General features: G+C 42.2%; 26 protein-coding genes. 18 read left to right on the top strand and 8 right to left on the bottom strand.

The window, feature by feature from the left end; all coding sequences use genetic code 11:
• Positions 1–41: 41 nt before the first annotated feature.
• The gene (locus ABXT42_RS02465) at positions 42–953 is read right to left on the bottom strand and encodes a TIGR01777 family oxidoreductase (protein WP_443628799.1); all 912 of its coding nucleotides are present in this window, start codon (positions 951–953) and stop codon (positions 42–44) included.
• Positions 954–960: 7 nt separating this feature from the next.
• The gene (locus tag ABXT42_RS02460) at positions 961–1851 is read right to left on the bottom strand and encodes a MerR family transcriptional regulator (protein ID WP_443628798.1); all 891 of its coding nucleotides are present in this window, start codon (positions 1849–1851) and stop codon (positions 961–963) included.
• Positions 1852–1970: 119 nt separating this feature from the next.
• Between ABXT42_RS02460 and ABXT42_RS02455 the strand changes: the two genes are divergently transcribed.
• The 11 genes from ABXT42_RS02455 to ABXT42_RS02405 are packed head-to-tail and all read left to right on the top strand — an operon-like array spanning position 1971 to position 11663.
• Entirely contained in the window at positions 1971–3032 is a 1062-nt protein-coding gene (locus tag ABXT42_RS02455; RefSeq protein WP_443628797.1) for an NAD(P)/FAD-dependent oxidoreductase, read from the top strand.
• Between the two features lie 18 nt (positions 3033–3050).
• Positions 3051–4055, top strand: coding sequence for a YbgA family protein (locus tag ABXT42_RS02450; protein WP_443628796.1), 1005 nt, complete (start codon positions 3051–3053; stop codon positions 4053–4055).
• Positions 4056–4079: 24 nt separating this feature from the next.
• Complete coding sequence (locus ABXT42_RS02445) at positions 4080–4502, top strand: nuclear transport factor 2 family protein (protein ID WP_443628795.1); 423 nt, start codon at positions 4080–4082, stop codon at positions 4500–4502.
• On the top strand, positions 4499–5230 hold the full coding sequence (locus ABXT42_RS02440) for an SDR family NAD(P)-dependent oxidoreductase (protein WP_443628794.1): 732 nt from the start codon (positions 4499–4501) through the stop codon (positions 5228–5230). The genes ABXT42_RS02445 and ABXT42_RS02440 overlap by 4 nt, the downstream gene beginning before the upstream one ends.
• The gene (locus ABXT42_RS02435; RefSeq protein ID WP_443628793.1) at positions 5230–6537 is read left to right on the top strand and encodes an NAD(P)/FAD-dependent oxidoreductase; all 1308 of its coding nucleotides are present in this window, start codon (positions 5230–5232) and stop codon (positions 6535–6537) included. Before ABXT42_RS02440 ends, ABXT42_RS02435 begins: the two co-directional genes overlap by 1 nt.
• The gene (locus tag ABXT42_RS02430; protein WP_443628792.1) at positions 6530–7411 is read left to right on the top strand and encodes a DUF1365 domain-containing protein; all 882 of its coding nucleotides are present in this window, start codon (positions 6530–6532) and stop codon (positions 7409–7411) included. Before ABXT42_RS02435 ends, ABXT42_RS02430 begins: the two co-directional genes overlap by 8 nt.
• Positions 7408–8631: a class I SAM-dependent methyltransferase gene (locus tag ABXT42_RS02425; protein ID WP_443628791.1), complete on the top strand. Its 1224-nt coding sequence runs from the start codon at positions 7408–7410 to the stop codon at positions 8629–8631. The genes ABXT42_RS02430 and ABXT42_RS02425 overlap by 4 nt, the downstream gene beginning before the upstream one ends.
• 10 nt (positions 8632–8641) lie before the next feature.
• A complete protein-coding gene (locus ABXT42_RS02420) occupies positions 8642–9133 on the top strand; it encodes a DUF2878 domain-containing protein (protein WP_443628790.1) in 492 nt (163 codons plus the stop codon).
• On the top strand, positions 9102–9692 hold the full coding sequence (locus ABXT42_RS02415; protein WP_443628789.1) for a hypothetical protein: 591 nt from the start codon (positions 9102–9104) through the stop codon (positions 9690–9692). Before ABXT42_RS02420 ends, ABXT42_RS02415 begins: the two co-directional genes overlap by 32 nt.
• Positions 9689–10243, top strand: coding sequence for a DUF3833 domain-containing protein (locus tag ABXT42_RS02410; RefSeq protein ID WP_443628788.1), 555 nt, complete (start codon positions 9689–9691; stop codon positions 10241–10243). Before ABXT42_RS02415 ends, ABXT42_RS02410 begins: the two co-directional genes overlap by 4 nt.
• A gap of 1 nt (position 10244) precedes the next feature.
• Positions 10245–11663 carry a cryptochrome/photolyase family protein gene (locus ABXT42_RS02405; RefSeq protein WP_443628787.1) on the top strand — a complete coding sequence of 473 codons (1419 nt, stop codon included), beginning with the start codon at positions 10245–10247 and terminating at the stop codon, positions 11661–11663.
• 26 nt (positions 11664–11689) lie between these two features.
• Here the strand turns inward: ABXT42_RS02405 and ABXT42_RS02400 are convergent, their stop codons facing one another.
• A complete protein-coding gene (locus tag ABXT42_RS02400; protein ID WP_443628786.1) occupies positions 11690–12040 on the bottom strand; it encodes a Fis family transcriptional regulator in 351 nt (116 codons plus the stop codon).
• A gap of 59 nt (positions 12041–12099) precedes the next feature.
• Complete coding sequence (locus tag ABXT42_RS02395) at positions 12100–12315, bottom strand: TIGR02450 family Trp-rich protein (protein ID WP_443628785.1); 216 nt, start codon at positions 12313–12315, stop codon at positions 12100–12102.
• A gap of 87 nt (positions 12316–12402) precedes the next feature.
• On the opposite strand from ABXT42_RS02395, the gene ABXT42_RS02390 reads away from it, so the two are divergent.
• A complete protein-coding gene (locus ABXT42_RS02390; protein ID WP_443628784.1) occupies positions 12403–13296 on the top strand; it encodes a pseudouridine synthase in 894 nt (297 codons plus the stop codon).
• A 116-nt stretch (positions 13297–13412) separates the two neighbouring features.
• Positions 13413–13916, top strand: coding sequence for a M48 metallopeptidase family protein (locus tag ABXT42_RS02385; RefSeq protein ID WP_443628783.1), 504 nt, complete (start codon positions 13413–13415; stop codon positions 13914–13916).
• A gap of 23 nt (positions 13917–13939) precedes the next feature.
• Here the strand turns inward: ABXT42_RS02385 and ABXT42_RS02380 are convergent, their stop codons facing one another.
• Positions 13940–14341, bottom strand: coding sequence for a GFA family protein (locus ABXT42_RS02380; protein WP_443628782.1), 402 nt, complete (start codon positions 14339–14341; stop codon positions 13940–13942).
• A gap of 76 nt (positions 14342–14417) precedes the next feature.
• Here ABXT42_RS02380 and pepQ point away from each other — a divergent pair, with 76 nt between their 5' ends.
• Both pepQ and ABXT42_RS02370 read left to right on the top strand, forming a co-directional pair.
• Positions 14418–15797 (top strand): Xaa-Pro dipeptidase, encoded by a 1380-nt coding sequence (pepQ, locus tag ABXT42_RS02375; RefSeq protein WP_443628781.1) that lies wholly within the window; start codon positions 14418–14420, stop codon positions 15795–15797.
• Positions 15798–15854: 57 nt separating this feature from the next.
• Positions 15855–16394 (top strand): manganese efflux pump MntP, encoded by a 540-nt coding sequence (locus ABXT42_RS02370; protein ID WP_443628780.1) that lies wholly within the window; start codon positions 15855–15857, stop codon positions 16392–16394.
• Here the strand turns inward: ABXT42_RS02370 and ABXT42_RS02365 are convergent.
• The 3 genes from ABXT42_RS02365 to ABXT42_RS02355 form a co-directional block, all read right to left on the bottom strand.
• Entirely contained in the window at positions 16386–16775 is a 390-nt protein-coding gene (locus ABXT42_RS02365) for a VanZ family protein (RefSeq protein WP_443628779.1), read from the bottom strand. The two genes, ABXT42_RS02370 and ABXT42_RS02365, sit on opposite strands and share 9 nt — an antisense overlap.
• Before the next feature lie 51 nt (positions 16776–16826).
• Complete coding sequence (locus tag ABXT42_RS02360) at positions 16827–17462, bottom strand: class I SAM-dependent methyltransferase (RefSeq protein WP_443628778.1); 636 nt, start codon at positions 17460–17462, stop codon at positions 16827–16829.
• Positions 17463–17731: 269 nt separating this feature from the next.
• Positions 17732–18199 (bottom strand): HIT domain-containing protein, encoded by a 468-nt coding sequence (locus ABXT42_RS02355; protein ID WP_443628777.1) that lies wholly within the window; start codon positions 18197–18199, stop codon positions 17732–17734.
• Between the two features lie 136 nt (positions 18200–18335).
• Here ABXT42_RS02355 and miaB point away from each other — a divergent pair, with 136 nt between their 5' ends.
• From miaB to ybeY, 3 genes are read left to right on the top strand one after another with little or no spacing between them, the layout of a single operon-like run.
• Positions 18336–19709, top strand: a complete 1374-nt coding sequence (gene miaB / locus ABXT42_RS02350) for a tRNA (N6-isopentenyl adenosine(37)-C2)-methylthiotransferase MiaB (RefSeq protein WP_443628776.1) — start codon at positions 18336–18338, stop codon at positions 19707–19709.
• A gap of 6 nt (positions 19710–19715) precedes the next feature.
• Positions 19716–20747, top strand: coding sequence for a PhoH family protein (locus ABXT42_RS02345; RefSeq protein WP_443628775.1), 1032 nt, complete (start codon positions 19716–19718; stop codon positions 20745–20747).
• Complete coding sequence (gene ybeY, locus ABXT42_RS02340; RefSeq protein WP_443628774.1) at positions 20744–21241, top strand: rRNA maturation RNase YbeY; 498 nt, start codon at positions 20744–20746, stop codon at positions 21239–21241. The genes ABXT42_RS02345 and ybeY overlap by 4 nt, the downstream gene beginning before the upstream one ends.
• The last annotated feature ends 29 nt before the right edge of the window (positions 21242–21270 follow it).

Genomic DNA, 21270 nt, shown 5'->3' with positions numbered 1-21270 from the left:
CGTATCCAAAGGTTTAATTTTATTTAATTGATTGATTCATGTTAGCTGGCGCTACTAGAGAGCAAATCATCTAAAGCCAACTTTAAAGTATTAAATTTGAACCTAAATCCAGTGTCTAATAACTTTTCAGGCACTACTTTTTGACTGTCCAGCAACAAGCAGGCCGATTCTCCCAACAAAACTTGCATTACTTTTTTGGGCACTGGCAAAATAGCTACCCTATTCAAAGACGCTGCCAAAGCCTTGGTAAATGCACTATTTTTTTGTGCATCTGGAGCAACCAAATTCACCGCTCCAGATATCGTTTTTTCAAGTAATACATGCTGCATGGCATGGATATGGTCCTGGTAGTGAATCCATGACATATATTGCTCTCCGTGGCCAATACGCCCCCCTAAAAAGCACTTAAACGGCAACAACATTTTTGCTAAAGCCCCTCCACTTGAAGCCAATACAATGCCTGTTCTTAGCAACACTACTCGGGTATGAGGGCTTGCCTTTTGCGCAATGTCTTCCCAACCCAAACATAGCTGAGTAGGAAAATCACAGACTTCTACAGGGAAACTCTCAGTAAGATCCTGGGCGCCACGATCACCATAAACGCCAATGGCTGATCCATTGAGAAAAACTGCAGGAGGACTTTCACTATTTTCAAACAAAGTAACAAGTTGTTGAGTTAATAACCATCGACTATCACGTATAACCTGCTTTTGCTTGGCACTCCAACGTTTGTCTATAATGGGCTCGCCTGCAAGATTAATAACCGCATCAAATAGGTCTAAGTTTTGTAAATGATCTAATGAATGTATTAAAGTAACTTGTTCTGGTAATGCAGTGGTTTTATTTGATGCACCTAATTTTGATCTTGAAAGCACTGTGTAGTGGTGGCTATCAAACTGCTTAATAAATGCGCGGCCTATCAGACCCGTACCGCCTGTTATTAATATATTCATAGGTTACCTAAACATTATGTAGTGTGGTTTGGTGCTTTATCAGCTCTGAAATACACGCATTTGAATTTTTAAACACTCGCCCTTCTGCATATACATTGGCTAATACTGGCGCCGTGCCACAAAGAAAAAGTCGATTTTTATAGAGTGGTAACTTGTTCATGAGGTCTTTATCAGCGTCTTTCCAAAGGCCATCTTGATAAAACACCGTATAGGCCTTTTCAAACTTTTGCGCCAATTCAATTGCAGCCGCAACACTAAAGGAGTGAGTAAGTAGGTGGACAGAAAACTTAACATCCGTTAGCTCTAACGCCATTAGCGCAAGACGCCATGTGGGGGTTTGGTAGCCGGCGATTAAAAGTACGGTTTCTGAAGGCCTTTTCTTAGCCACCTTGGCATTTGTGCGCATCAGTGCATAGCGCACTAATTCACTTTCAGCAAAACCAAGTGCTGCACCATGGTCATCTATTAAACTTAGCTCAGCAAACAAAGGCTTTAATAAGTGCTCACTACAAATAGGCGCAGGATAATTAGAGAATGCTTTTTGTAGTAAATGTTCGACCTTACTTAATGAAAACGCCGTAACAGCATCTTTGAGCTCAATGGTGGCATCTGACCAATCGCCTATTTCGACTACTTGTGAGTCTATTGCTACATTTTGCTCAAGTAATGATTTCACCTTACCAATGGGAACACCCCTAGCTACTAGGGTAAGAATGCGCCCTATAATGGCTACATCTTTTTCTGAGTAAAGCCTGTGCCCCTTAGGTGTTCTTTGTGGCTTTAACAAACCATAACGACGCTCCCACGCCCTCAAAGTAACTGTATTGATTTGTGTGCGCGCACTCAATTCGCGTATCGGGAATTGGCTTTGAAGGCTTTGATTTTCATCGTCTGCCATTACTTTTCAACCTATATGGATCCATGTTAATTCAAAAAATAATTATACAAAAAATAATACTGTACAAGTATTTAACTGTACAGTATTATTTTTATACTGTTGTTTAATCGTAATACCAAATGCTGTCCACACCTACTGCTGTCTCTACTAAAGCCATCACCACTGAAGTTGCCATCATAGGTGCTGGAAGCGCCGGTTGCCTCATAGCCAATTTGCTTGATAAAGATGGCATTGATTGCCTTCTGATAGAAAAAAGCAGAGGTATGGGCGGTCGCTGCAGCCGCAGACGTATTAGCACAGACCATGATGCACACTATGCCATAGACCTGGGTGGCTCTGATATTTCTCCAAAACAAGTCACAAATTTATTACTTAAAAAGATGCTAGATACCTGGCGTGATGCAGGTTATTTATCCCAATGGGTGCAGAATACTAGCCGTTTTGACCACCAATGTGAAGCCAATAAGACAGTATCTACTTTGTGTGGCGCACCTTCAATGAATTCATGGCATAGTAATATTGCTAGTCATATTAATACATTGATCCAAATTAGAGTGTGCAGCTTAAAAAAAGCTGACGGCTACTGGCATTTATTGGATGAAAAAAATCATATTATTGCTGTTAGCAAGAAAATTGTAATCACTGCACCCCCAGAACAAACACGTGCTTTATTAGACACTGCGCAGTTATTAGATCCCATTAGCTTGCCTGACACCTTGCCACAAGAAAGCTTACCTCAATATGTTTGTGCTATTGGCTTTGCTCACCCACAAATTATGGATGCAGATGTCTACCAAAGTGGGCATATTTCCTTACACAAAGCCATCCGTGAAAACAGTAAACCTGGCAGAGCATACCCCACTGACTTAAAAGAAGTTTGGGTGCTACAAAGCACCTATGAGTGGGCACAAGAGCTATGCCACATGGACAGCAATACAGCGGCGACTAAACTGGCGGATGCATTTTGTAAGCACTTTGGTATTGAAGATAAACCTATAGTTCTCACATCTCATTATTGGCGTATGGCTAAATATAAAACAGTAATGCCAAACACTGCCCAGTATTTTTGGGATGAAGAAAACAAAATTGGTTGCATTGGCGACTGGTTAGGTGGTGGAGGCACAACGGGGGCGCTCACTAGTGCCATTACATTACATCAAGCAATGCTTGATTCTATATAGGCTGTGACGGTATAAATAATGACCAACTCAAACACCATCACCTCTGATAGAGCAGACAGCAAGCCAAGCCAAGACGCCATAAACGTTGGCATTAGCGCTTGCTTAACAGGTAATGAGGTGCGTTATAATGGAGGCCATACACAGTCACGTTTGTGTCTTGATTTATTAAGCCAGTGCTTCACATTTACAAGCTTTTGCCCAGAAGTAGCGGCAGGTTTTAGCATACCAAGGCCCACTATGAGGCTCACTGGTGACCCAGATTCACCAAAACTAGTGTTTAGCAATGATGACGCTAACGACTTAACTGACCAGCTGGTTAAAGGTTTTGAAAAAGAACTACCTAAAATGGGCCATCTTGACGGTTACATTTTAATGAAAAACTCGCCTAGCTGTGGCCTTGATAAAATAAAAGTTTATCAAGGTAATGGCCATCCACATCAAACCCGGGCCACTGGGGTTTTTGCTAAGGCGTTAAAAAAACAATACCCTTTTATGCCCATCGAAGAAGAAGGGCGTTTGCATGACAGCAAATTATTTGATAACTTTTTATTACGTGTGTATGCCTACAACAATTTCAGAAAAGACGTTATAGAACAGCCTAGCCTCCATCATTTAATGGTGTTTCATAGTAGCTATAAATACCTACTCATGGCGCATAACCAAGATAAGTGTCGCGCACTTGGCCGCCTTTTAGGATCCCATAAAAAAGGCTCCCTAGAAGCGCTTATTAATTGTTATTTTAGTGGCTTTATTGACGCACTTTCTAAGCCAGCTAGTAGAAAAAACCACACCAATGCTTTGTTTCATATTTTGGGTTATTTGAAAGACAAATTATCCCCCATAGCCACACAGCATATTATTAGCGTGATTCATAATTATAATAAAGGCCTAACACCACTAACAACGCCTTTGACGTTGCTTAAGCATCAGTTAATGCAGCACGGCTGTGATTACATTAAAGATCAGCGCTACTTGGAGCCATACCCTGAAATAATCAGCCCTATGGTTGACACCTTTAAATGACACTACAACTAAGAAAGGTTCACTATGCATATACTTGTTGAGAAGTTTTGCAATTACTACAAAGAGTTTAGCCAAGAAAGCATCCCTGGGCTTGATGAGATGTACCACCAAAATGTCATTTTACAAGACCCATTCAGCAAGCTTGAAGGGCTAGACAATGTAAAACAACATTTTAGCCAAATGATGCAAAATGTGAGCTACTGCCGCTTTGAAATTATAAATGTAGTGAGTAATGAGGGACAGGCGTTTATCACTTGGACCATGATGTTTGCTCACCCCAAGCTAAATAACCATGAAGAAATTGTAGTAGATGGTGTGAGTGATATTAAGTTTGATGAGCGCATTTCCTACCATCGCGACTATTTCGACGTAGGGGCTATGTTTTACGAACACGTCCCTGTAGTTAAAGGTGTAATAAAAATGCTTAAAAAAAGGCTAACAGTGTGAAACGTATATTAATAACAGGCGCAAGCTCAGGCATTGGTATGCACCTTTGTAACAGTTACTTATTAGCTGGTTGGCATGTTATTGCTTGTGGCAGATCTATGCAAAAGCTCCAAGACGCTATGCCATCAGACCATAATGAGCTTACTTTATGCACGTTTGATATAAACCAACCAACGCAAGCTATTGAAACGCTTAAACAATTTGATTCACTTGATTGTGTGATTTTAAATGCAGGAACATGTGAATACATGGATGACCCGTTGTCATTTGATAGCGCACTATTTAAGCGAGTGATCGAAACCAATGTCATTGGCACAGGCTACTGTTTAGAGGGTGTCATCGGCAACATCAAACGCGGTGGGCAGCTAGCCATTGTAAGCTCCTCTGTCACGCTTTTACCACTGACGCGCTCAGAGGCTTATGGCGCCTCAAAAGCTGCATTAGATTACTTAGCACGCACTTTGGCAATAGACCTAAGCCCCAAAGACATTGCTGTGTCATTGATCCGCCCTGGCTTTGTTGATACCGCCCTAACTCAAAAAAATACATTTTCTATGCCTGGAATTATTACGGGAGAGCAAGCCTGCAAGTACATCATGCGCGGCCTTGAAAAAAGAAAACTAGAGATAAACTTCCCCAGATTATTCTTTTTTACTATGAATTTATTAGCCTTTTTACCAAACAAACTGTGGCGTCAACTTGCCATTAAAATGATCAGGACACCATAATGATAGCTTTAAATACCAAGAAAAAGCGTATTGCCATTATTGGTAGTGGCATTTCTGGTCAAACTTGCGGTTACTTACTTAGCAAGCAAAATGAAGTGACCTTATTTGAAGCCAATAATCACTTAGGTGGGCATACAGCAACCATTGACCTAGATATAGAAGGTAAAACTTTGCCTGTGGATACTGGGTTCATCGTATTTAACGATCGAACTTATCCTAACTTCATCAAAATGATGGACCAAATTGGCATAACCAGTAAACCCACTGAAATGAGTTTTAGCGTCCACAATAAAGCCACAGGCTTTGAATACAACGGACATAGTTTAAACACCCTCTTTGCACAGCGACGAAACTTATTAAGCCCACGATTTTATTCCTTTATTTTTGAAATCCTACGTTTCAATAAGATGGCTAAAAAAGCCAATGCATCGGGTGAAACTGACCTAGGTACTTTAGGTGAGTTTCTGGATAAGCATAGTTTTAGCGATTATTTTGCTACCCATTATGTACTGGCAATGACTGCAGCTATTTGGTCAGCATCTATTAATAGCTGTAGAGATTTTCCACTGCAGTTTTTCCTAAGCTTTTTAACCAACCACGGCCTGCTGGACATTGCCAACCGACCTCAGTGGTATGTGATTGAAGGCGGGTCTCGCAGCTATATCAAAGGGCTCACCCAATCCATTCAAGATATTCGCCTTGGCACACCAGTGCAATGGGTCACCCGTCACTGTGACCATGTAGAAATCACCAGCGACAAGGGCACTGAAGTATTTGATGAAGTTATTTTTGCTTGCCATTCAGATCAAGCCCTACATCTACTGAATGACCCCAGCCAACAAGAGTCAAAAGTGCTTGGCGCTATGAAATATCGCTCCAATGACGTGGTGTTGCACACAGATAAGACCTTATTACCCAAACGCAAAAATGCCTACGCTAGCTGGAACTATTGCATTGACCCACAGGTTGACGAGCTACCCACACTCACTTACAACATGAATATTTTGCAAGGCCTAAAAACTAACCAAGACCTTTGTGTCACGCTCAACCAAACACAAAACATTGACCCAGCACACATCTTGCGACAATTTACATATTCACACCCTGTTTTTTCTCTTGAGTCTATTGCCGCACAGAAACAACGTCATACGATTTGTGGTGATAACCTCACCCACTTTTGTGGCGCTTATTGGTACAACGGATTTCATGAAGACGGTGTGAAAAGTGCACTAGATGTATGCCAACGTTTTGGTGTTACGTTGGATACTATGGAAACTAACCCACTCACAGCAAGCGCTGATGCATAGACCCCATTCAACTGGCCCAACAGCCAGCAATAATGTTGTGGACACCACAAATGCCACAAAAGGCGCATTTAATAGTGCGTTTTATATTGGCCATGTGTTTCATAAGCGCTTTGTCCCCAAAGTGCATAAGTTCACCTACCCTTTGTATATGAATTTCATCGACCTTGATGAAGTTGAATTACTTGATAAGAAATTTTGGTGGTTTTCATCGAAAAAATGGGCTCCTTTACAGCTCAAAGCCACAGATTATTTAAAGGATAGAACGCCTTTAACTAGCGATGAAAACCAAAGCACAGGCAACCATTTAAAGGCCACTGCCCTTGCCGCAGCAAAAGCCTTGGGCGCAGACTTAAGTGGCATTGATCAGGTGTGTATGTTGGCACAACTACGCTGTTTAGGTATTTACTTTAGCCCCGTGAATTTTTTCTTTTTATACGAAAAAAACACCGCAAAATACCTCATTGCAGAAGTCAGTAACACCCCATGGAATAATACCCACAGCTACTTAATCGACTTAACTGCCCCTGCCCCTACCGAAAAAGCTTTTCATGTTTCTCCGTTTATGGATTTAGACATGGTGTATCAGTGGCAGGTAAAAGAACCCAAATTAAACACTAAAATTGTTATCGAAAGCTGGCGTGACCGTCGGTTATTTATGGCTGTTTTTGACGCCCAACGTTATGATATTAATACTAAAAAAGTAACAGCCATATTTCTTCGCTGGCCCATTGTCACTGTGAGCATAGTGAGGGCTATTTATTGGCAGGCCTTCAAATTGTATATTAAAGGCATACGTTACGTACCTTACCAAACCAAACAACAAGAACTACCCACAGTAATTGCTGGGAAGCCCAATACAAAGAGTAAGCCATGACCACAACTAACACCCAGAGTATTGAGAAAATGACCAAACCATCACTGAGTAAGCGCATTGTATTTTCATTACTCAAAAAGCTAAATGGGGGTCATATTCGTTTGATTGAAAATGGCTCCCAAGTGCTATTTGGTGACAAAGATGCCACCATTAATGTAACGATCACTATTCATGACCCAAAAGCTTATTCTAGTATCCTGTGGGGCGGCAGCATAGGTGCTGGAGAAGCCTATGTAGAAGGTTTGTGGAGTGCCGATGATTTAGTGGGGGTGATTCAATTATTCTCTCGAAATCTAGCCACTTTGGAACAATATGAACAGCGCTTTGGCTTTTTATTGAACATTACCAATTTGTTTAAGCATCGCCTTAATCGCAATAGTAAAAAAGGCAGCCGCACCAACATTGCAGCCCACTATGACTTAAGCAATGAGATGTACAAGCTCTTTTTAGACAAGGCTATGCAATACTCATCAGCTATATACCCCAGTGCACAAGCCACGTTAGAAGAAGCCCAGCAACATAAACTAAAAACCATTTGTGAGGCACTGAACCTAACTGAAGATGATCAGTTGTTAGAAATAGGCACTGGCTGGGGCGGACTAGCCTGCTATGCGGCCAAGAACTATGGCTGCCATGTTACTACAACCACTATTTCAGATGCTCAGTTTGAGCTTGCCAAAAAACGTGTGGAAGATGAAAATCTTAGCCAAAAAATCACCTTACTTAAAAAAGATTACCGTGACTTAACCGGGCAATTTTCTAAGATTGTGTCTATTGAAATGATTGAAGCGGTAGGTCATAAATTTATGCCTACCTATTTTTCTATGATAGACACCCTATTAAAGCCAGGTGGTAAAACTCTCATTCAAGCTATTACCATGAATGACCAACGCTACGATGGTTATGTTAAGAATGTAGACTTTATTCAACGTCATATATTTCCAGGGGGGCATCTTCCGTCTGTAAGTGTGATTTGTGATCTTCTTAAAAACAACACCAACATGTACATGAAGCAGTTGTCAGACTATCGAATTGATTATGCAAAGACCTTAAGTGCATGGCGAGACAGTTTTTTAGAAAACCGTGAGGCTATTACACAACTAGGCTTTACTGATGATTTTATCCGCTTATGGGAGTATTATTTTTGTTACTGCGAAGGCGGCTTTCGTGAATCGGCCATTGGCTTAGTTCATATTGAGCTGGTCAAGAACGAATATTAAGGACCCAATAATGAAAATGTGGACATGGTTTCAACCCATTAGCTTTCAAGCCATATGGCTATGCCTTATCTGGGGTGGCAACACTTGGTTACCTTTAAGCATCGCTATTTTAGCGCTACATTTTTTGTTAAGCCCTACTCGCTTAGACGATGTGAAAGTGATCCCATTAGCATTAGTAGGATTTGCCATAGATTTATTTTTGACTCAATTTGGGTTATTTAGTTTTGCTCAGTGGCCCCTGTGGTTGTTGCTACTATGGATGGCTTTTATCCTTAATTTGGGTCATAGCATGCGCTTTTTAAGACGATTTAAGCTTATTTATCTTGTGTGCTTTAGCGCCTTGGGTGGGACCTATGCATATTGGGTAAGCTGGAAATTGGGAGCCGTAGAGCTGCCATATGGAGCTATATTTTCCTTGGCCATCATCGCTGTTAATTGGAGCATTGTGTTACCTGTGTGCGTTAAGGCTGATGAATTTATACGTAAGCCTGCTGATGCGTAAATGGATCGCACAGTTCACATTGGTTATAGCCTTGCATTTGCTCTTTGTAACGGCAGCTTCTGCCAGTGAAGAGGCCAAGTTAGATACGCCTTTATTGAGCACAAACAGTGCGATTACATTGGAGTCTTTACCTAGTTTTAAGCAAGTAGGCAAAGCTCAAATGAAATGGCTTTGGTTGAAAATTTACCAAGCCACGCTTAAAACTCCAAGTGGGGTATATCAGCCTAATACATGGCCAATATTGCTTGAATTAAATTACCAAAAAGACATCACAGCTAAACAGTTAATCACCTCCACAGTAAAAGATTGGGAGCGTCAAAATATTAATTATGATGAACTCTGGATCAAAAAGTTAAATGAAATTTGGCCAGACGTATCATCACAGGATCAACTTACATTGTATGTAGATGAGGCAAGTATTAGCCACTTTTTTTATAATTCACAATTTATAGGCTTAGTGAATGATGTTTTATTTGCCCCTGCTTTTAGCGCCATTTGGCTATCTGAAAACACCATAAAGCCAGCACAACGTAACCAACTAATAGGCATTACACTATGAAAAATCTTGCGCGTTATATCCGTTCTTTTTCACGTTTTTTTATCGCCATAAGCTTAGGCTTATTTTTAGTAGGGTGTAGCACCACCATTGCTGATTACAAAACCACCACACCCGAATTTGACATGAAGAGTTTTTTTGATGGCAAGCTTATTGCCTATGGCATGGTGCAAGACAGGCAAGGCAAGGTCATTAGGCGCTTTCATGCTGACTTAGTGGGCTCATGGGAGGGTAATTCTGGCCTTTTAGAAGAGGACTTTTTTTATGATGATGGTGAAACTCAGCGTCGTGTATGGAGCTTAATAAAGCATGGCAACAATCAATACAGCGGTGTAGCCTCTGATTCTGTGGGAGAAGCCACAGGCCAAAGTGAAGGTTTTGCATTCAATTGGCGCTACACCCTTGCCATTGACGTGGATGATACAACGTGGGATATCCAATTGAATGATTGGATTTATCAACTTGATGATTCGCGGCTAATAAACGTCACTGAAATGACAAAGTGGGGCTTCCATGTGGGGCAAATCACACTTGTTATAGAAAAGGTTAAATAACGTGAGCTTAGCCTCCCCCATTACCATCATGTGGTTTCGCCAAGACTTGCGCCTGCAAAATAACCCAGCCCTTAGCGCTGCGTTTACAGCAAGTAATGTGCTGCCTATTTATATACTTGATGATGAAACAGCAGGCCAACATCGCATGGGGGCAGCTAGCAGATGGTGGTTACACCATTCATTAACCAAGCTTGATGCCTCACTAGGCAATGCACTTAATGTATATAGTGGCAACGCCGCCATGATTATTGAAGACTTGTGTCAACGTTTTGATGTGGAAGCGGTTTTTTGGAATCGTTGTTACGAACCCCATAACATCGAACAAACTAAGCACATAAAAATACAACTATCTGCCTTAGATATTAAGGCCAATAGCATCAACGGCTCGTTACTGAACGAGCCTTGGTCTGTATTTAAAAAAGATGGCAGCCCATACAAAATCTTTACCCCATATCATCGTGAAGCATGCAAAGTAGATCAGCCTACCGCCCTTTTGCCAGCGCCTGTTTTGCCACAAACCGTGGTGGTTGATCCAAAAGCCACAGATTTAGAAAGCCTCTCGTTGTTACCAAAGATAAAATGGGACACTTCGTTTTATGAGCAATGGACACCGGGAGAAGAAGGTGCTTTTTTGGCACTTAATCGCTTTTTGGCAGACGGCATCAATAATTACAAAGAAGGCAGAGACAGACCTGCATTAAAGTCTTTTTCTAGCCTATCCCCGCACCTGCATTTTGGTGACATTTCACCTGATCAGATCATTAATGCCTTGCTTACTGTAGAAGATGATCAAAACAGTGAACACTTTAAAAAAGAAATCCGTTGGCGTGAATTTTCTTATTATTTATTGTTTCACTTTCCAGGTTTGCCAGAGCAAAATTTAAAACCAAATTTTGACAAATTCCCATGGGAAAATAACCCTAATTATTTAAAGTGCTGGCAACAAGGCCTTACAGGCTATCCCTTAGTGGATGCGGGCATGCGCGAACTTTGGCAAACAGGCTATATGCATAACCGTGTGCGCATGGTAACAGCATCCTTTTTGATCAAAAACTTATTGGTAGACTGGCGCCTAGGTGCTAGCTGGTTTTGGGATTGCTTAGTAGATGCAGACTTAGCTAGCAATAGTGCAAGCTGGCAATGGGTTGCAGGCTGTGGCACTGATGCCTCACCTTACTTTCGAGTATTTAACCCTATTACTCAGGGCGAAAAATTTGATCCCAAAGGTGAATACACAAGGTGCTTTTTACCGGAGCTAAAAGACCTGCCCGACAAATACCTATATAGACCTTGGGAAGCGCCTCCAGAGGTGCTTCGTAAGGCCAATGTCACCTTGGGCGACACTTACCCACACCCTGTTGTGCAGATCAAAGAATCACGACTAAGAGCCCTAGAGGCCTATAGTTTAACGAGAGGCTAATGAAGGCTTGTTGGCTGGCTTGCTCTTTAAGAGGAGTAAGCTAACCTTTTGTCCCATTCACCAGCGTGCTGCGCTGCACAATTTTCTTCTGTGTCGTATAACACGTGATCCATCACGTTATTTACGTTCACATCGGCTTCATTTAATTTTGATCCAATCTGCGTGGCAAGTTTGATGTGCTTTTTGTCTTGCATAAAAACATCAAGATTTTCATTGGTATCAAAAATGCACACCACCTTTAAGCTGTAAGGGAAGTTTGTGTAGTTAACCAAATGTGTAAGCCACACAAACCCATGAATGCCTTTACACGTGTGTTCACACAATTGCGTGAGCACACGGGTAAGCTGTTTATCTATTTTTTTATCTGTTTTGCGCATCGGTTAGCTCTAGTGAAAGGTACATGGTTTTAGCTTTTATCATGCAAGCTAGTGTTAAATTAGCACCAACCTTGTCGCCATTGGCTAATGTCTTTTAATTGTTGCCACTGTATAGGCGCTTCACGTTTGGTCATCACCGCTTCTATCGTGCATGAGGTTACCATACCTTCTTCATCAAACTTTACAGCGCTGACAGTGAAGTGTTTTTCCTTATTTTCTGGCTTTACTGCTGTCCATTTACTATTGAGCAACTTTTTGGGGTTAATTGGATTCACTATTTATTCCTAGGTAAAAATACTTTATCACTGAAAAATGAGTCTATTAACTAAAGCTATGCTTTAATCAACGATTTGGATCAATTAATGGTCATTTCTACACATCCTTCACATTTAAGTTTACCCCAGACTAACCCTGGCGTAACTACGGTGCTTGCGTATTTGATCATTAAATTCCCTTACATTGATGCGCACATTTGGCAACAACGCGTGCTAGATGGAAAAGTGCATTACCATGATGGATCCAAGGTTACACTGCAATCCTTGTTTCAACCACAGCAAAGGATTTACTACTATAGAGAAGTAGAAAATGAGCCTGTCATTCCCTTTAAAGAAAATATTATATTTCAGAATCAACATATTTTAGTGGCCTATAAACCCCACTTTTTAGCAGTAACCCCAGGTGGCATTTATGTGAACGAATGTCTGCAAAACCGTCTAAGAGCTAGCACTGGCATTGATAACCTACAAGCATTACATCGCTTAGACCGAGTTACCGCTGGGCTAGTTATGTTTTCTACCAACCCAGACACTCTCAGTGACTATCATGGTTTATTTCAAACACGAAAAATGCACAAAACCTATCAGGCTATTGCTAGTATCAACAAAGATAAGCCTATCAAGGGGTTGGAGTGGGAGATAAAAAATCGCATTGCGCAGGGTAATCCAAAATTTTGCATGCGCGTGGCCCAAGGTGATGCCAATAGCCACTCTGTGATTAGGTGTTTGCAGCAGCTAAATGGACAAGCACTGTTTGAGTTAAACCCTATTACAGGCAAAACCCACCAGCTGCGTTTACACATGCAAACCTTGGGCTGGCCTATACTCAATGACCGTTACTACCCCGTATTACAGCCCTTGTGTGCAGATGACTATAGCGCGCCATTGCAGCTATTAGCCAAGCAGCTGGCATTTATTGACCCTATGACCCAAAAGCCAATGAGCTTTAGCTATGAGGGAAATTTATCACTACCTGCATAAAGCATCGCTGATTAATACTAGCGACTGTGTAGATTGCACCATTGTTCACGCCTATACTGAGTGGGTGTTATGTAATTACTATTAGCCATGCCTGCCAACTTAATGATGCCTAAAAAATGTCCACTTTAAAATATCTTTCAAACTACTCAGAACAAGTAAAAGCGCAAGTATTAAAGCTAGTGGAACAAGAAAAACTGGCTGATTATCTACTCAAAAAATACCCTACCACCCATCAGCTTGTGAATGACAAATCATTGCGCGAATATGCGGTATCCATCAAAAACCAATACATCAAAAAATCATCGCCATTAAGTCAGGTGATTTATGACCCTAAAATACATGTCATCAACAACGCCCTTGGGCTGCACACCTTTGTTTCTAGAGTGCAGGGTAATAAACTTAAAAGTAAAAATGAGATTAGAATTAGTGATGTGTTTAGAAAGTCTCCAGAAGCATTTTTAAGAATGATTGTGGTGCATGAGCTGGCTCACCTAAAAGAAAAAGACCACAACAAAGCCTTCTACAACCTATGCTGTCATATGGAAAGTGACTACCACCAGCTCGAACTAGACATGCGTCTTTATTTAACCCAAATATCTTTGTATGGCGATATTTACTAACACCACCATACAAAGGCAATATGTTAGGGCCGCTTATCAAACGCCTTAACGCCTTCACCGATGTGATGAAACTTCTGTTTATCACAAGTAAAAATAGCGACCGCGGGGGTGAAAATAGAAGGATCATCAAACGTGCCCACTTTTAAAATAATCGAAGTAGGCCTCATGGGGTTTTGAGTACCAATAGCTGTGCCGCAATGATTACAAAATAGCCGTGTCACCGCTTTTTCAAGATCTGGGCGTTTAAATGTTTTGGCTTGCCCTTTGGTGAAATTAAAGCCTTCTAATGGCATGATCATGATGATGTTGGGGTTGCCACCAGTAATATACTGACACTCTCTACAATGGCACTGAACGCTAGCCTGAGGCTCTCCTTGTGCTATATACCTAAGCTCTCCACAATAACATCCACCTTCAATCTTCATATTTTTCTCCATGGTTTAACTGGCAACATAACATTGAATTTACATTAAAATTTTATTTAAGACCCTAGCTTAGTTCATGCAACATCATCATAATAATGTGACATTAAGCTTATCCAGAGCAACCACTATGCTTACTCCACTTGCTTCACTGTCGATACTATACCCAAAGCACCTACAAGGGTTAGCCAGCATTGCAGAAAAAGCCATGAGTTATCAAAAGTGTGACAGCATTTTGATCCACAGTGGTGCGCCAAAGCTATCCTTTTTAGATGATTACCACCACCCCTATAAAGCCAATCCTCACTTTACTTGGTGGCTACCTATTACCCAAAGCCCCCATTGTTATCTACTCATTCAAACAGGCCAAAAGCCTGTGCTTTTTTATCATTTGGCAGATGACTTTTGGCATGTGCCACCCCAGCCACCACAAGGGTTTTGGTGTGATTATTTTGATATTCATTTGTGTGCTGATTTAGCTCAGGTAAAGCGTGGGCTAAGGCAGTATCAATCTACAAATGAAAATAGGGCTTGGATTGGAGAAGACATAGAGCTTGCTAAAGAGCTGGGGATACTTCAAGCAAACCCTGAAGGCCTTATGCACCAGTTGCACTATGCCAGAGCCGTTAAAAGCCAATACGAGCTTGCCTGTTTAACACAGGCCAATGTAGCCGCTTTTGCAGGGCATCAAGGGGCAAAACAGGCTTTTATGGCGGGTAAAAGTGAGCTTGACACTCAGCTTGCCTATCTATGTGCAGCCCAACAAGACACCTTGCAAATGCCCTATCGCAACATTGTGGCTTTTGGCCACCATAGTGCCATATTGCATTATCAACATTATGATCATAGCCCTCAAAACATGAATCAGCCTCAAAGTTTTTTGATTGATGCAGGGGCATCATTTAATGGCTATGCAGCAGATGTGACCCGCTGCCATAGCCGAGGCAGTGTGCTTTACAAAGAGCTAACACAGGCTATGACACAAGCCCAAGCAAAGATATGTGCGATGGCCAAGCCTGGAGTGAGCTTTGTGGATTTACATCTACAAATGCATCACTTGGTGCTAGATATACTAATGGATTTTAGCCTAGTGCAAGGCTCTAAAGACGAGCTAATAACAAGCCATATCAGCAGCGCCTTTTTTCCTCATGGGCTGGGCCACTTATTAGGTTTGCAGGTGCATGATATCGGCGGCTGGCAGCAAGATGAGCTTGGCACTATGTTGTCGCCACCAAAGCAACATGGGTTTTTACGCTGCACTAAAACCTTAGAACAAAACATGGTGATCACCATAGAGCCTGGACTTTATATTATTGATAGTTTGTTGGAAAAGTGGAAAAAGTCAGGCTTTGCACACTTGCTTAACACCACCACAATAGACCATTTAAGGCCTTTGGGCGGCGTGCGTATAGAAGACAATATAGTAGTGGCACAAACGCCTGTTAAGCTTTCTTTATAGGCACATTGACAGGTATATTGATCGATAATCTTCAGTAATACAGGCAGAGGTTAGTAAATGTTTGAAGTATTAATTTTAGCTGTGGCCCTAAGCATGGATGCTTTTGCTGTATCTATCGGCCTGGGGTCAAAGTATGAGCATAATACTAGAGCTTTAGCAGCCAAAGCCGCAATATACTTCGGTTTGTTTCACGCCTTAATGCCCCTAATCGGCTTTTTAGGAGGTAAGGGTGTATTTGGATGGGTTGAAGGTTATGCGCATTGGATCGCTTTTTTCCTTCTCTTGCTGGTTGGTATGAAAATGATTTACGAATCTATTTTTCAAGTGAGCATAAAAGAAACCACACAGATCACCCATAAAATGCTCTTAGCTCTTACTATAGCCACCAGCATAGATGCGGTAGCAGCTGGATTTGCACTCACACTTTTTGATGTAAACCCATTTTTTGCCTGTGCGTTAATAGGGGCTACAGCGTTTATATTTAGTTGGCTTGGTGTTTATGTTGGCGCTAAAAATGGCACATACTTAGAAGGAAAGGCGGAGCTGCTTGGGGGCATTGTACTCATTGTCATAGGGTTTAAGGTATTATTATTTTGATCCTTGCTCATTATCATCACCTTGTAAATTAATCGGCCTAAACCAATTGATAATCCATGCCATAAGTAAACCACAGCCTAAGCCAGTGATGTTAGCTGCCAAATCAAGCCACTCACCATGGCGATTAACGAAAGGTTGTATCAGCTCTATGCCGCCGCCCCAAAAAGCAAAGAATGCACCCATAAGTAACCAATATTTTGGTTTGCGCAAAGCGATGGGGAACATCAAAGCACCATAGGCAATAAGGTGGTGGGTTTTATCGCTGCCTGGCACCACAGGCAGGCTTTGTGCAGGGTAGAGTGAAAGTATGGTGATGGCTGCAAGTATGACCGCAGTGATCACCACCCAATAAGTTTTGACCATGGCAAGTAGTGATGTCATTAGGTATTTTCCTTAGTTAAAAACATAGCTGTGATTTAAACCTAGCGCTTTTTACTTAGTATTTTCAAACACAGTGACGTATGTTTGTGTGCCTTGTAGGTCTGTATTTTGAAGGCTAAGGCCATGCGATACAAAGCTGTCTATATGCTTTGGCGTGAGCAGCCAAGGCGGGCCATTAGCAAAATCTCTTTGGTTATTTCCTACTTCAGCGATCACCAATAGCTTGCCACAACCCGCTACAAAACCCGCTATATTTTCTATTAATTGGTGTTCATATTTAGGCGGTAATGCCTGCACGGTATAGATCTCAAGCACAAAATCAAACTTATTAGCCCATTGCCCTTGGCTTTGTAATAGATCGGCTTGGACAAAGCTCACCTTTGATTGAGGGAAGCGCTCTTTACACAGTTTGATGGCAGTGTGTGACACATCAAAGGCTGTCACTACAAAACCAAGGCGTTCCAGCTCTATGGCATCATCACCCATGCCACACCCTACCACCAAGGCTGCCTTGGCACCCCCTACCAGTGGGTTTTTTGCTAGCCATCGCTTAAAAGATGGATGCGTATCCATAGTTGCCCACGGCACACCATCACCTGCTTTGTTTGAGCCTGCATATAAAGGCTCAAACCAATCTACGGGTTTATTTTCTTGGATAGAAAATCGTTGCTGAGTGCTGTTTTTCAATTATTTACTCCAAGTTTTGTAAGCGATTAATGGACTGCCTTCATAAGGCTTAGTTAGCTCTAATGGGTAATCTATAATAGGTTAAGGTTTTATCTGTGCGCTCTACTTGAGCACCAATTCTATTATAGAATTTTTTGCCTTGGTTGTTAGCACTGCTTACTGTCCAAGATATATGAGATGCACCCAGTTTAATAGCTTCTTGTTGCAACGCATTGATCATCTTTAGGCCATAGCAACACAACAACCTATTAGGCTATTAGTCTTTTTATTCAGCCCTCTAAAACTCCTCGCACAGCATCTAAGTGTTTAGCCAGCTGCTCATCATCATACGCATTAGGCGCCAGTTGCCCCCACACTGGGCCAGGCCATGCTGGGTCGTGAGTAAAGCGCCCTATCACATGGATATGCAGCTGGCTTACCACATTGCCTAGGGCACCTATATTTAGCTTATGGGGGGTGTATAGCTGGGTTACCATGGTGGCCACTTCATTCATTTCTTGCAGCACTTGCTGCTGCTGTGCCATGGGTAAATGGGTAAGCTCTGTAGTGCAGGCTATGCGTGGCACTAAAATAAACCACGGCACGCTTTTGTTGTTCATCATTAATAGCCGGCATAGGCCCATGTCTGCTACCCATTCGCAATCGGCTTCTAGCCGAGCATCTAGTACAAATGTGTCATCGGTGTGTTTGTTGGCTGGGGCCATAGTTTTATCTTCTCTAATAGTGGTTTTGTTCATGTTATATGCTTTTATAGATTATGTAGTGTTTATCATCCATATTAGTGCCCATTAGCAATAAAAACAGCGTTTTGAAGCTAGGTATAAGGGCTGGCTTAAATGTATAATACGCCCTCAATTAATGTAGGTGTACCAGATGACAAAAAAGCTATTTATTAAAACCCACGGCTGCCAGATGAATGAATACGATTCTTCACGTATGGCAGACCTATTGGGAGATAGCCATGGTATGGAAATCACACACAGTGAAGCAGACGCAGACATTTTGCTGCTAAACACTTGCTCTATTCGTGAAAAAGCTCAAGACAAGGTGTATCACCAGCTTGGGCGTTGGCGCAAGCTTAAAGAAGCTAACCCTAATATTAAAATTGGTGTGGGCGGCTGTGTAGCTAGCCAAGAAGGCGATGCTATTTCTAAACGTGCGCCTTTTGTAGACATGATTTTTGGCCCCCAAACATTGCACCGCTTGCCAGAGATGGTAGATGCTACCGATGCCGGCGCTAAAGGTGTGATAGACGTTAGTTTTCCTGAAATAGAAAAGTTTGATAATTTACCCGCCCCCAAAGTAGATGGCGCAGAAGCCTTTGTATCTATCATGGAAGGCTGTTCTAAGTATTGCAGCTTTTGTGTAGTGCCCTACACTCGTGGTGAAGAGGTAAGCAGGCCCCTAGCTTCTGTAATGCTAGAAATAGAGCAGCTAGCAGAGCAAGGTGTGCGCGAAGTGAACTTGCTTGGCCAAAATGTGAATGCCTATCAAGGCGAAGCCCAAGACGGCGATACGGTAGATTTAGCAGAGCTTATTGCTTTAGTAGCCAATGTAGATGGCATTGATCGTATTCGCTTCACCACCAGCCACCCTGTTGAGTTTACTGATAGCCTTATTGAAGCCTTTGGCCAAATACCAGAGCTAGTCAGCCATTTACACCTGCCTGTACAATCAGGCTCTGACAAGATATTAATGGCCATGAAACGCGGCCACACGGCACTAGAATACAAGTCTAAAATGCGTCGTATTCGCAAGCTGCGCCCAGACATTAGCTTTTCATCAGATTTCATTATTGGTTTTCCTGGCGAATCTGATGCAGATTTTCAGGCCACTATGGATTTAATCGCCGACATTGGTTTTGACTTATCCTATAGCTTTATCTACAGCAAGCGCCCAGGCACACCTGCCACAGATCTTCCAGACAACACTGATGACGCTACCAAAAAGCAGCGTTTAACCTTGTTGCAGCGCCGCATTGACAGCCAATCTTTTGATATCAGTAAAGCCATGGTAGGCACTTATCAGCGTGTATTGGTGAATGGTTATTCAAAGAAAGACCCCGGTAAATTAACGGGCCGTTCAGAAAACAACCGCTCGGTAAACTTTGCCAGTAACAATGCTGATCTTATTGGTAAGTTTGCCCAAATACATATTTTGGAAGCGTTTCCTCACTCATTAAGGGGCGTGCTTGTAGCGTCTGAATTAGACGGACTTGCGCCAGTTGGCCCAATCGTGCTGCAATAGCACTCTATGACAAAGTCTACTAATAGCTCTTCATCCACGTCTTCTGAGCACACAGGCTCTATTTTTAGCCTGTTGCCAGATAACACTAGACACCTTGCTAGCTTGCAAGGTCAGCTGGATGCAAACCTACGCCTTATTGAACAGCGGCTGCATGTAAGCATTAGTAACCGCGGCAATCGTTTTCACTTAGCAGGCACTGCAAAGGCCTGCATTGCTAGTGAAAATGTATTACAGCAGCTCTATCGTGAAGCCCAAAATACCAGTGAAGTTACCCCAGAAATGGTTCATCTTGCCTTAGTGGAAGCCCTACATACCATGACAGAAACCAATACCGCCCTCTTGGCGCCTAAAGCTAACCAACCCCAAGACACTGGGCTTAGCATTCGCACCAAACGCGTCACTATTAAGCCTCGTGGTGAAACTCAGCAAAGCTACATTAAGTCTATTGATGAGTTTGACATTAATTTTGGCATTGGCCCTGCAGGCACAGGCAAAACATACCTTGCTGTTGCCTGTGCAGTGCAAGCACTAGAGCGTGAAGATGTGCGTCGTATTTTATTAGTGCGCCCAGCGGTAGAAGCGGGTGAAAAGCTTGGTTTTTTGCCTGGCGATTTAGCACAAAAAATAGACCCATACTTGCGCCCTCTTTATGATGCCCTTTATGAAATGCTTGGGGAAGAAACAGTGGCTCGTATGATAGAGAAACATATCATAGAAATTGCCCCTTTAGCTTATATGCGTGGCAGAACGCTTAACAACAGTTTTGTTATTTTAGATGAAAGCCAAAACACCACCCGTGAGCAAATGAAAATGTTTCTTACGCGCATTGGTTTTGGCTCTACGGCGGTTATTACGGGTGACGTCACACAAATAGACCTACCCAAAGGCACCCCGTCTGGCCTTAAACATGTCATTGAAGTGCTTGATGGTATAGACAACATTGGTTTCACCCACTTTTTGTCTAGCGACATTGTGCGCCACCCCCTAGTGCAGCGCATTGTTGATGCCTATGACGCTTTTGAAAACAAAACATCATGATTATAGACTTACAAATTGCAAGCCAAAGTAAGCAATTACCCACCCTTGAGCATCTAGAGCAGTGGGCTGAGCTTGCAATACAATCATCAGACGCTGAAGCTGAAATCACTATTCGCATAGTAGATGACGCCGAAAGCCACGAGCTTAACCTGCAATATCGCGGTAAAGATAAGCCCACTAATGTGTTGTCTTTTGCCTTTGAACAACCCGAATTTGATGACCCAGAGTTAGCCGCACAAATGGCTGCCGAGCTAGGTGATATAAACTATTTGGGCGACCTAGTAATTAATGCAGCGTTGGTAGCCCAAGAAGCCACCGAACAAGACAAGCCGGTAGAAGATCACTGGGCGCATCTAGTTATTCACGGCACCTTGCATTTACAAGGTTTCGACCATATACAAGAGGCAGAAGCTCAAGCGATGGAAACTCTAGAGGCAAGGCTTTTGTCCTCACTCAACATACCAAACCCTTATGTTGCTAAACAAAGCACTTAAGCGTATAAACTGGTTTTATTAACTTTTAG

Source organism: Candidatus Njordibacter sp. Uisw_002 (genome assembly GCF_047730155.1).
GTDB lineage: Bacteria > Pseudomonadota > Gammaproteobacteria > Pseudomonadales > Balneatricaceae > Njordibacter.
Note: the sequence above shows the minus strand (reverse complement) of the source record. Positions and strands in the feature narration are given on the sequence as shown.

What these genes read in the sequence shown, in the direction of transcription:
- ABXT42_RS02465 (WP_443628799.1), bottom strand. Translation starts at nt 953, where the DNA reads ATGAATATATTAATAACAGGCGGTACGGGTCTGATAGGCCGCGCATTT.
- ABXT42_RS02460 (WP_443628798.1), bottom strand. Translation starts at nt 1,851, where the DNA reads ATGGCAGACGATGAAAATCAAAGCCTTCAAAGCCAATTCCCGATACGC.
- ABXT42_RS02455 (WP_443628797.1), top strand. Translation starts at nt 1,971, where the DNA reads ATGCTGTCCACACCTACTGCTGTCTCTACTAAAGCCATCACCACTGAA.
- ABXT42_RS02450 (WP_443628796.1), top strand. Translation starts at nt 3,051, where the DNA reads ATGACCAACTCAAACACCATCACCTCTGATAGAGCAGACAGCAAGCCA.
- ABXT42_RS02445 (WP_443628795.1), top strand. Translation starts at nt 4,080, where the DNA reads ATGCATATACTTGTTGAGAAGTTTTGCAATTACTACAAAGAGTTTAGC.
- ABXT42_RS02435 (WP_443628793.1), top strand. Translation starts at nt 5,230, where the DNA reads ATGATAGCTTTAAATACCAAGAAAAAGCGTATTGCCATTATTGGTAGT.
- ABXT42_RS02430 (WP_443628792.1), top strand. Translation starts at nt 6,530, where the DNA reads ATGCATAGACCCCATTCAACTGGCCCAACAGCCAGCAATAATGTTGTG.
- ABXT42_RS02425 (WP_443628791.1), top strand. Translation starts at nt 7,408, where the DNA reads ATGACCACAACTAACACCCAGAGTATTGAGAAAATGACCAAACCATCA.
- ABXT42_RS02420 (WP_443628790.1), top strand. Translation starts at nt 8,642, where the DNA reads ATGAAAATGTGGACATGGTTTCAACCCATTAGCTTTCAAGCCATATGG.
- ABXT42_RS02415 (WP_443628789.1), top strand. Translation starts at nt 9,102, where the DNA reads ATGAATTTATACGTAAGCCTGCTGATGCGTAAATGGATCGCACAGTTC.
- ABXT42_RS02410 (WP_443628788.1), top strand. Translation starts at nt 9,689, where the DNA reads ATGAAAAATCTTGCGCGTTATATCCGTTCTTTTTCACGTTTTTTTATC.
- ABXT42_RS02400 (WP_443628786.1), bottom strand. Translation starts at nt 12,040, where the DNA reads ATGCGCAAAACAGATAAAAAAATAGATAAACAGCTTACCCGTGTGCTC.
- ABXT42_RS02390 (WP_443628784.1), top strand. Translation starts at nt 12,403, where the DNA reads ATGGTCATTTCTACACATCCTTCACATTTAAGTTTACCCCAGACTAAC.
- ABXT42_RS02385 (WP_443628783.1), top strand. Translation starts at nt 13,413, where the DNA reads ATGTCCACTTTAAAATATCTTTCAAACTACTCAGAACAAGTAAAAGCG.
- ABXT42_RS02380 (WP_443628782.1), bottom strand. Translation starts at nt 14,341, where the DNA reads ATGAAGATTGAAGGTGGATGTTATTGTGGAGAGCTTAGGTATATAGCA.
- pepQ (WP_443628781.1), top strand. Translation starts at nt 14,418, where the DNA reads ATGCAACATCATCATAATAATGTGACATTAAGCTTATCCAGAGCAACC.
- ABXT42_RS02370 (WP_443628780.1), top strand. Translation starts at nt 15,855, where the DNA reads ATGTTTGAAGTATTAATTTTAGCTGTGGCCCTAAGCATGGATGCTTTT.
- ABXT42_RS02365 (WP_443628779.1), bottom strand. Translation starts at nt 16,775, where the DNA reads ATGACATCACTACTTGCCATGGTCAAAACTTATTGGGTGGTGATCACT.
- ABXT42_RS02355 (WP_443628777.1), bottom strand. Translation starts at nt 18,199, where the DNA reads ATGAACAAAACCACTATTAGAGAAGATAAAACTATGGCCCCAGCCAAC.
- miaB (WP_443628776.1), top strand. Translation starts at nt 18,336, where the DNA reads ATGACAAAAAAGCTATTTATTAAAACCCACGGCTGCCAGATGAATGAA.
- ABXT42_RS02345 (WP_443628775.1), top strand. Translation starts at nt 19,716, where the DNA reads ATGACAAAGTCTACTAATAGCTCTTCATCCACGTCTTCTGAGCACACA.
- ybeY (WP_443628774.1), top strand. Translation starts at nt 20,744, where the DNA reads ATGATTATAGACTTACAAATTGCAAGCCAAAGTAAGCAATTACCCACC.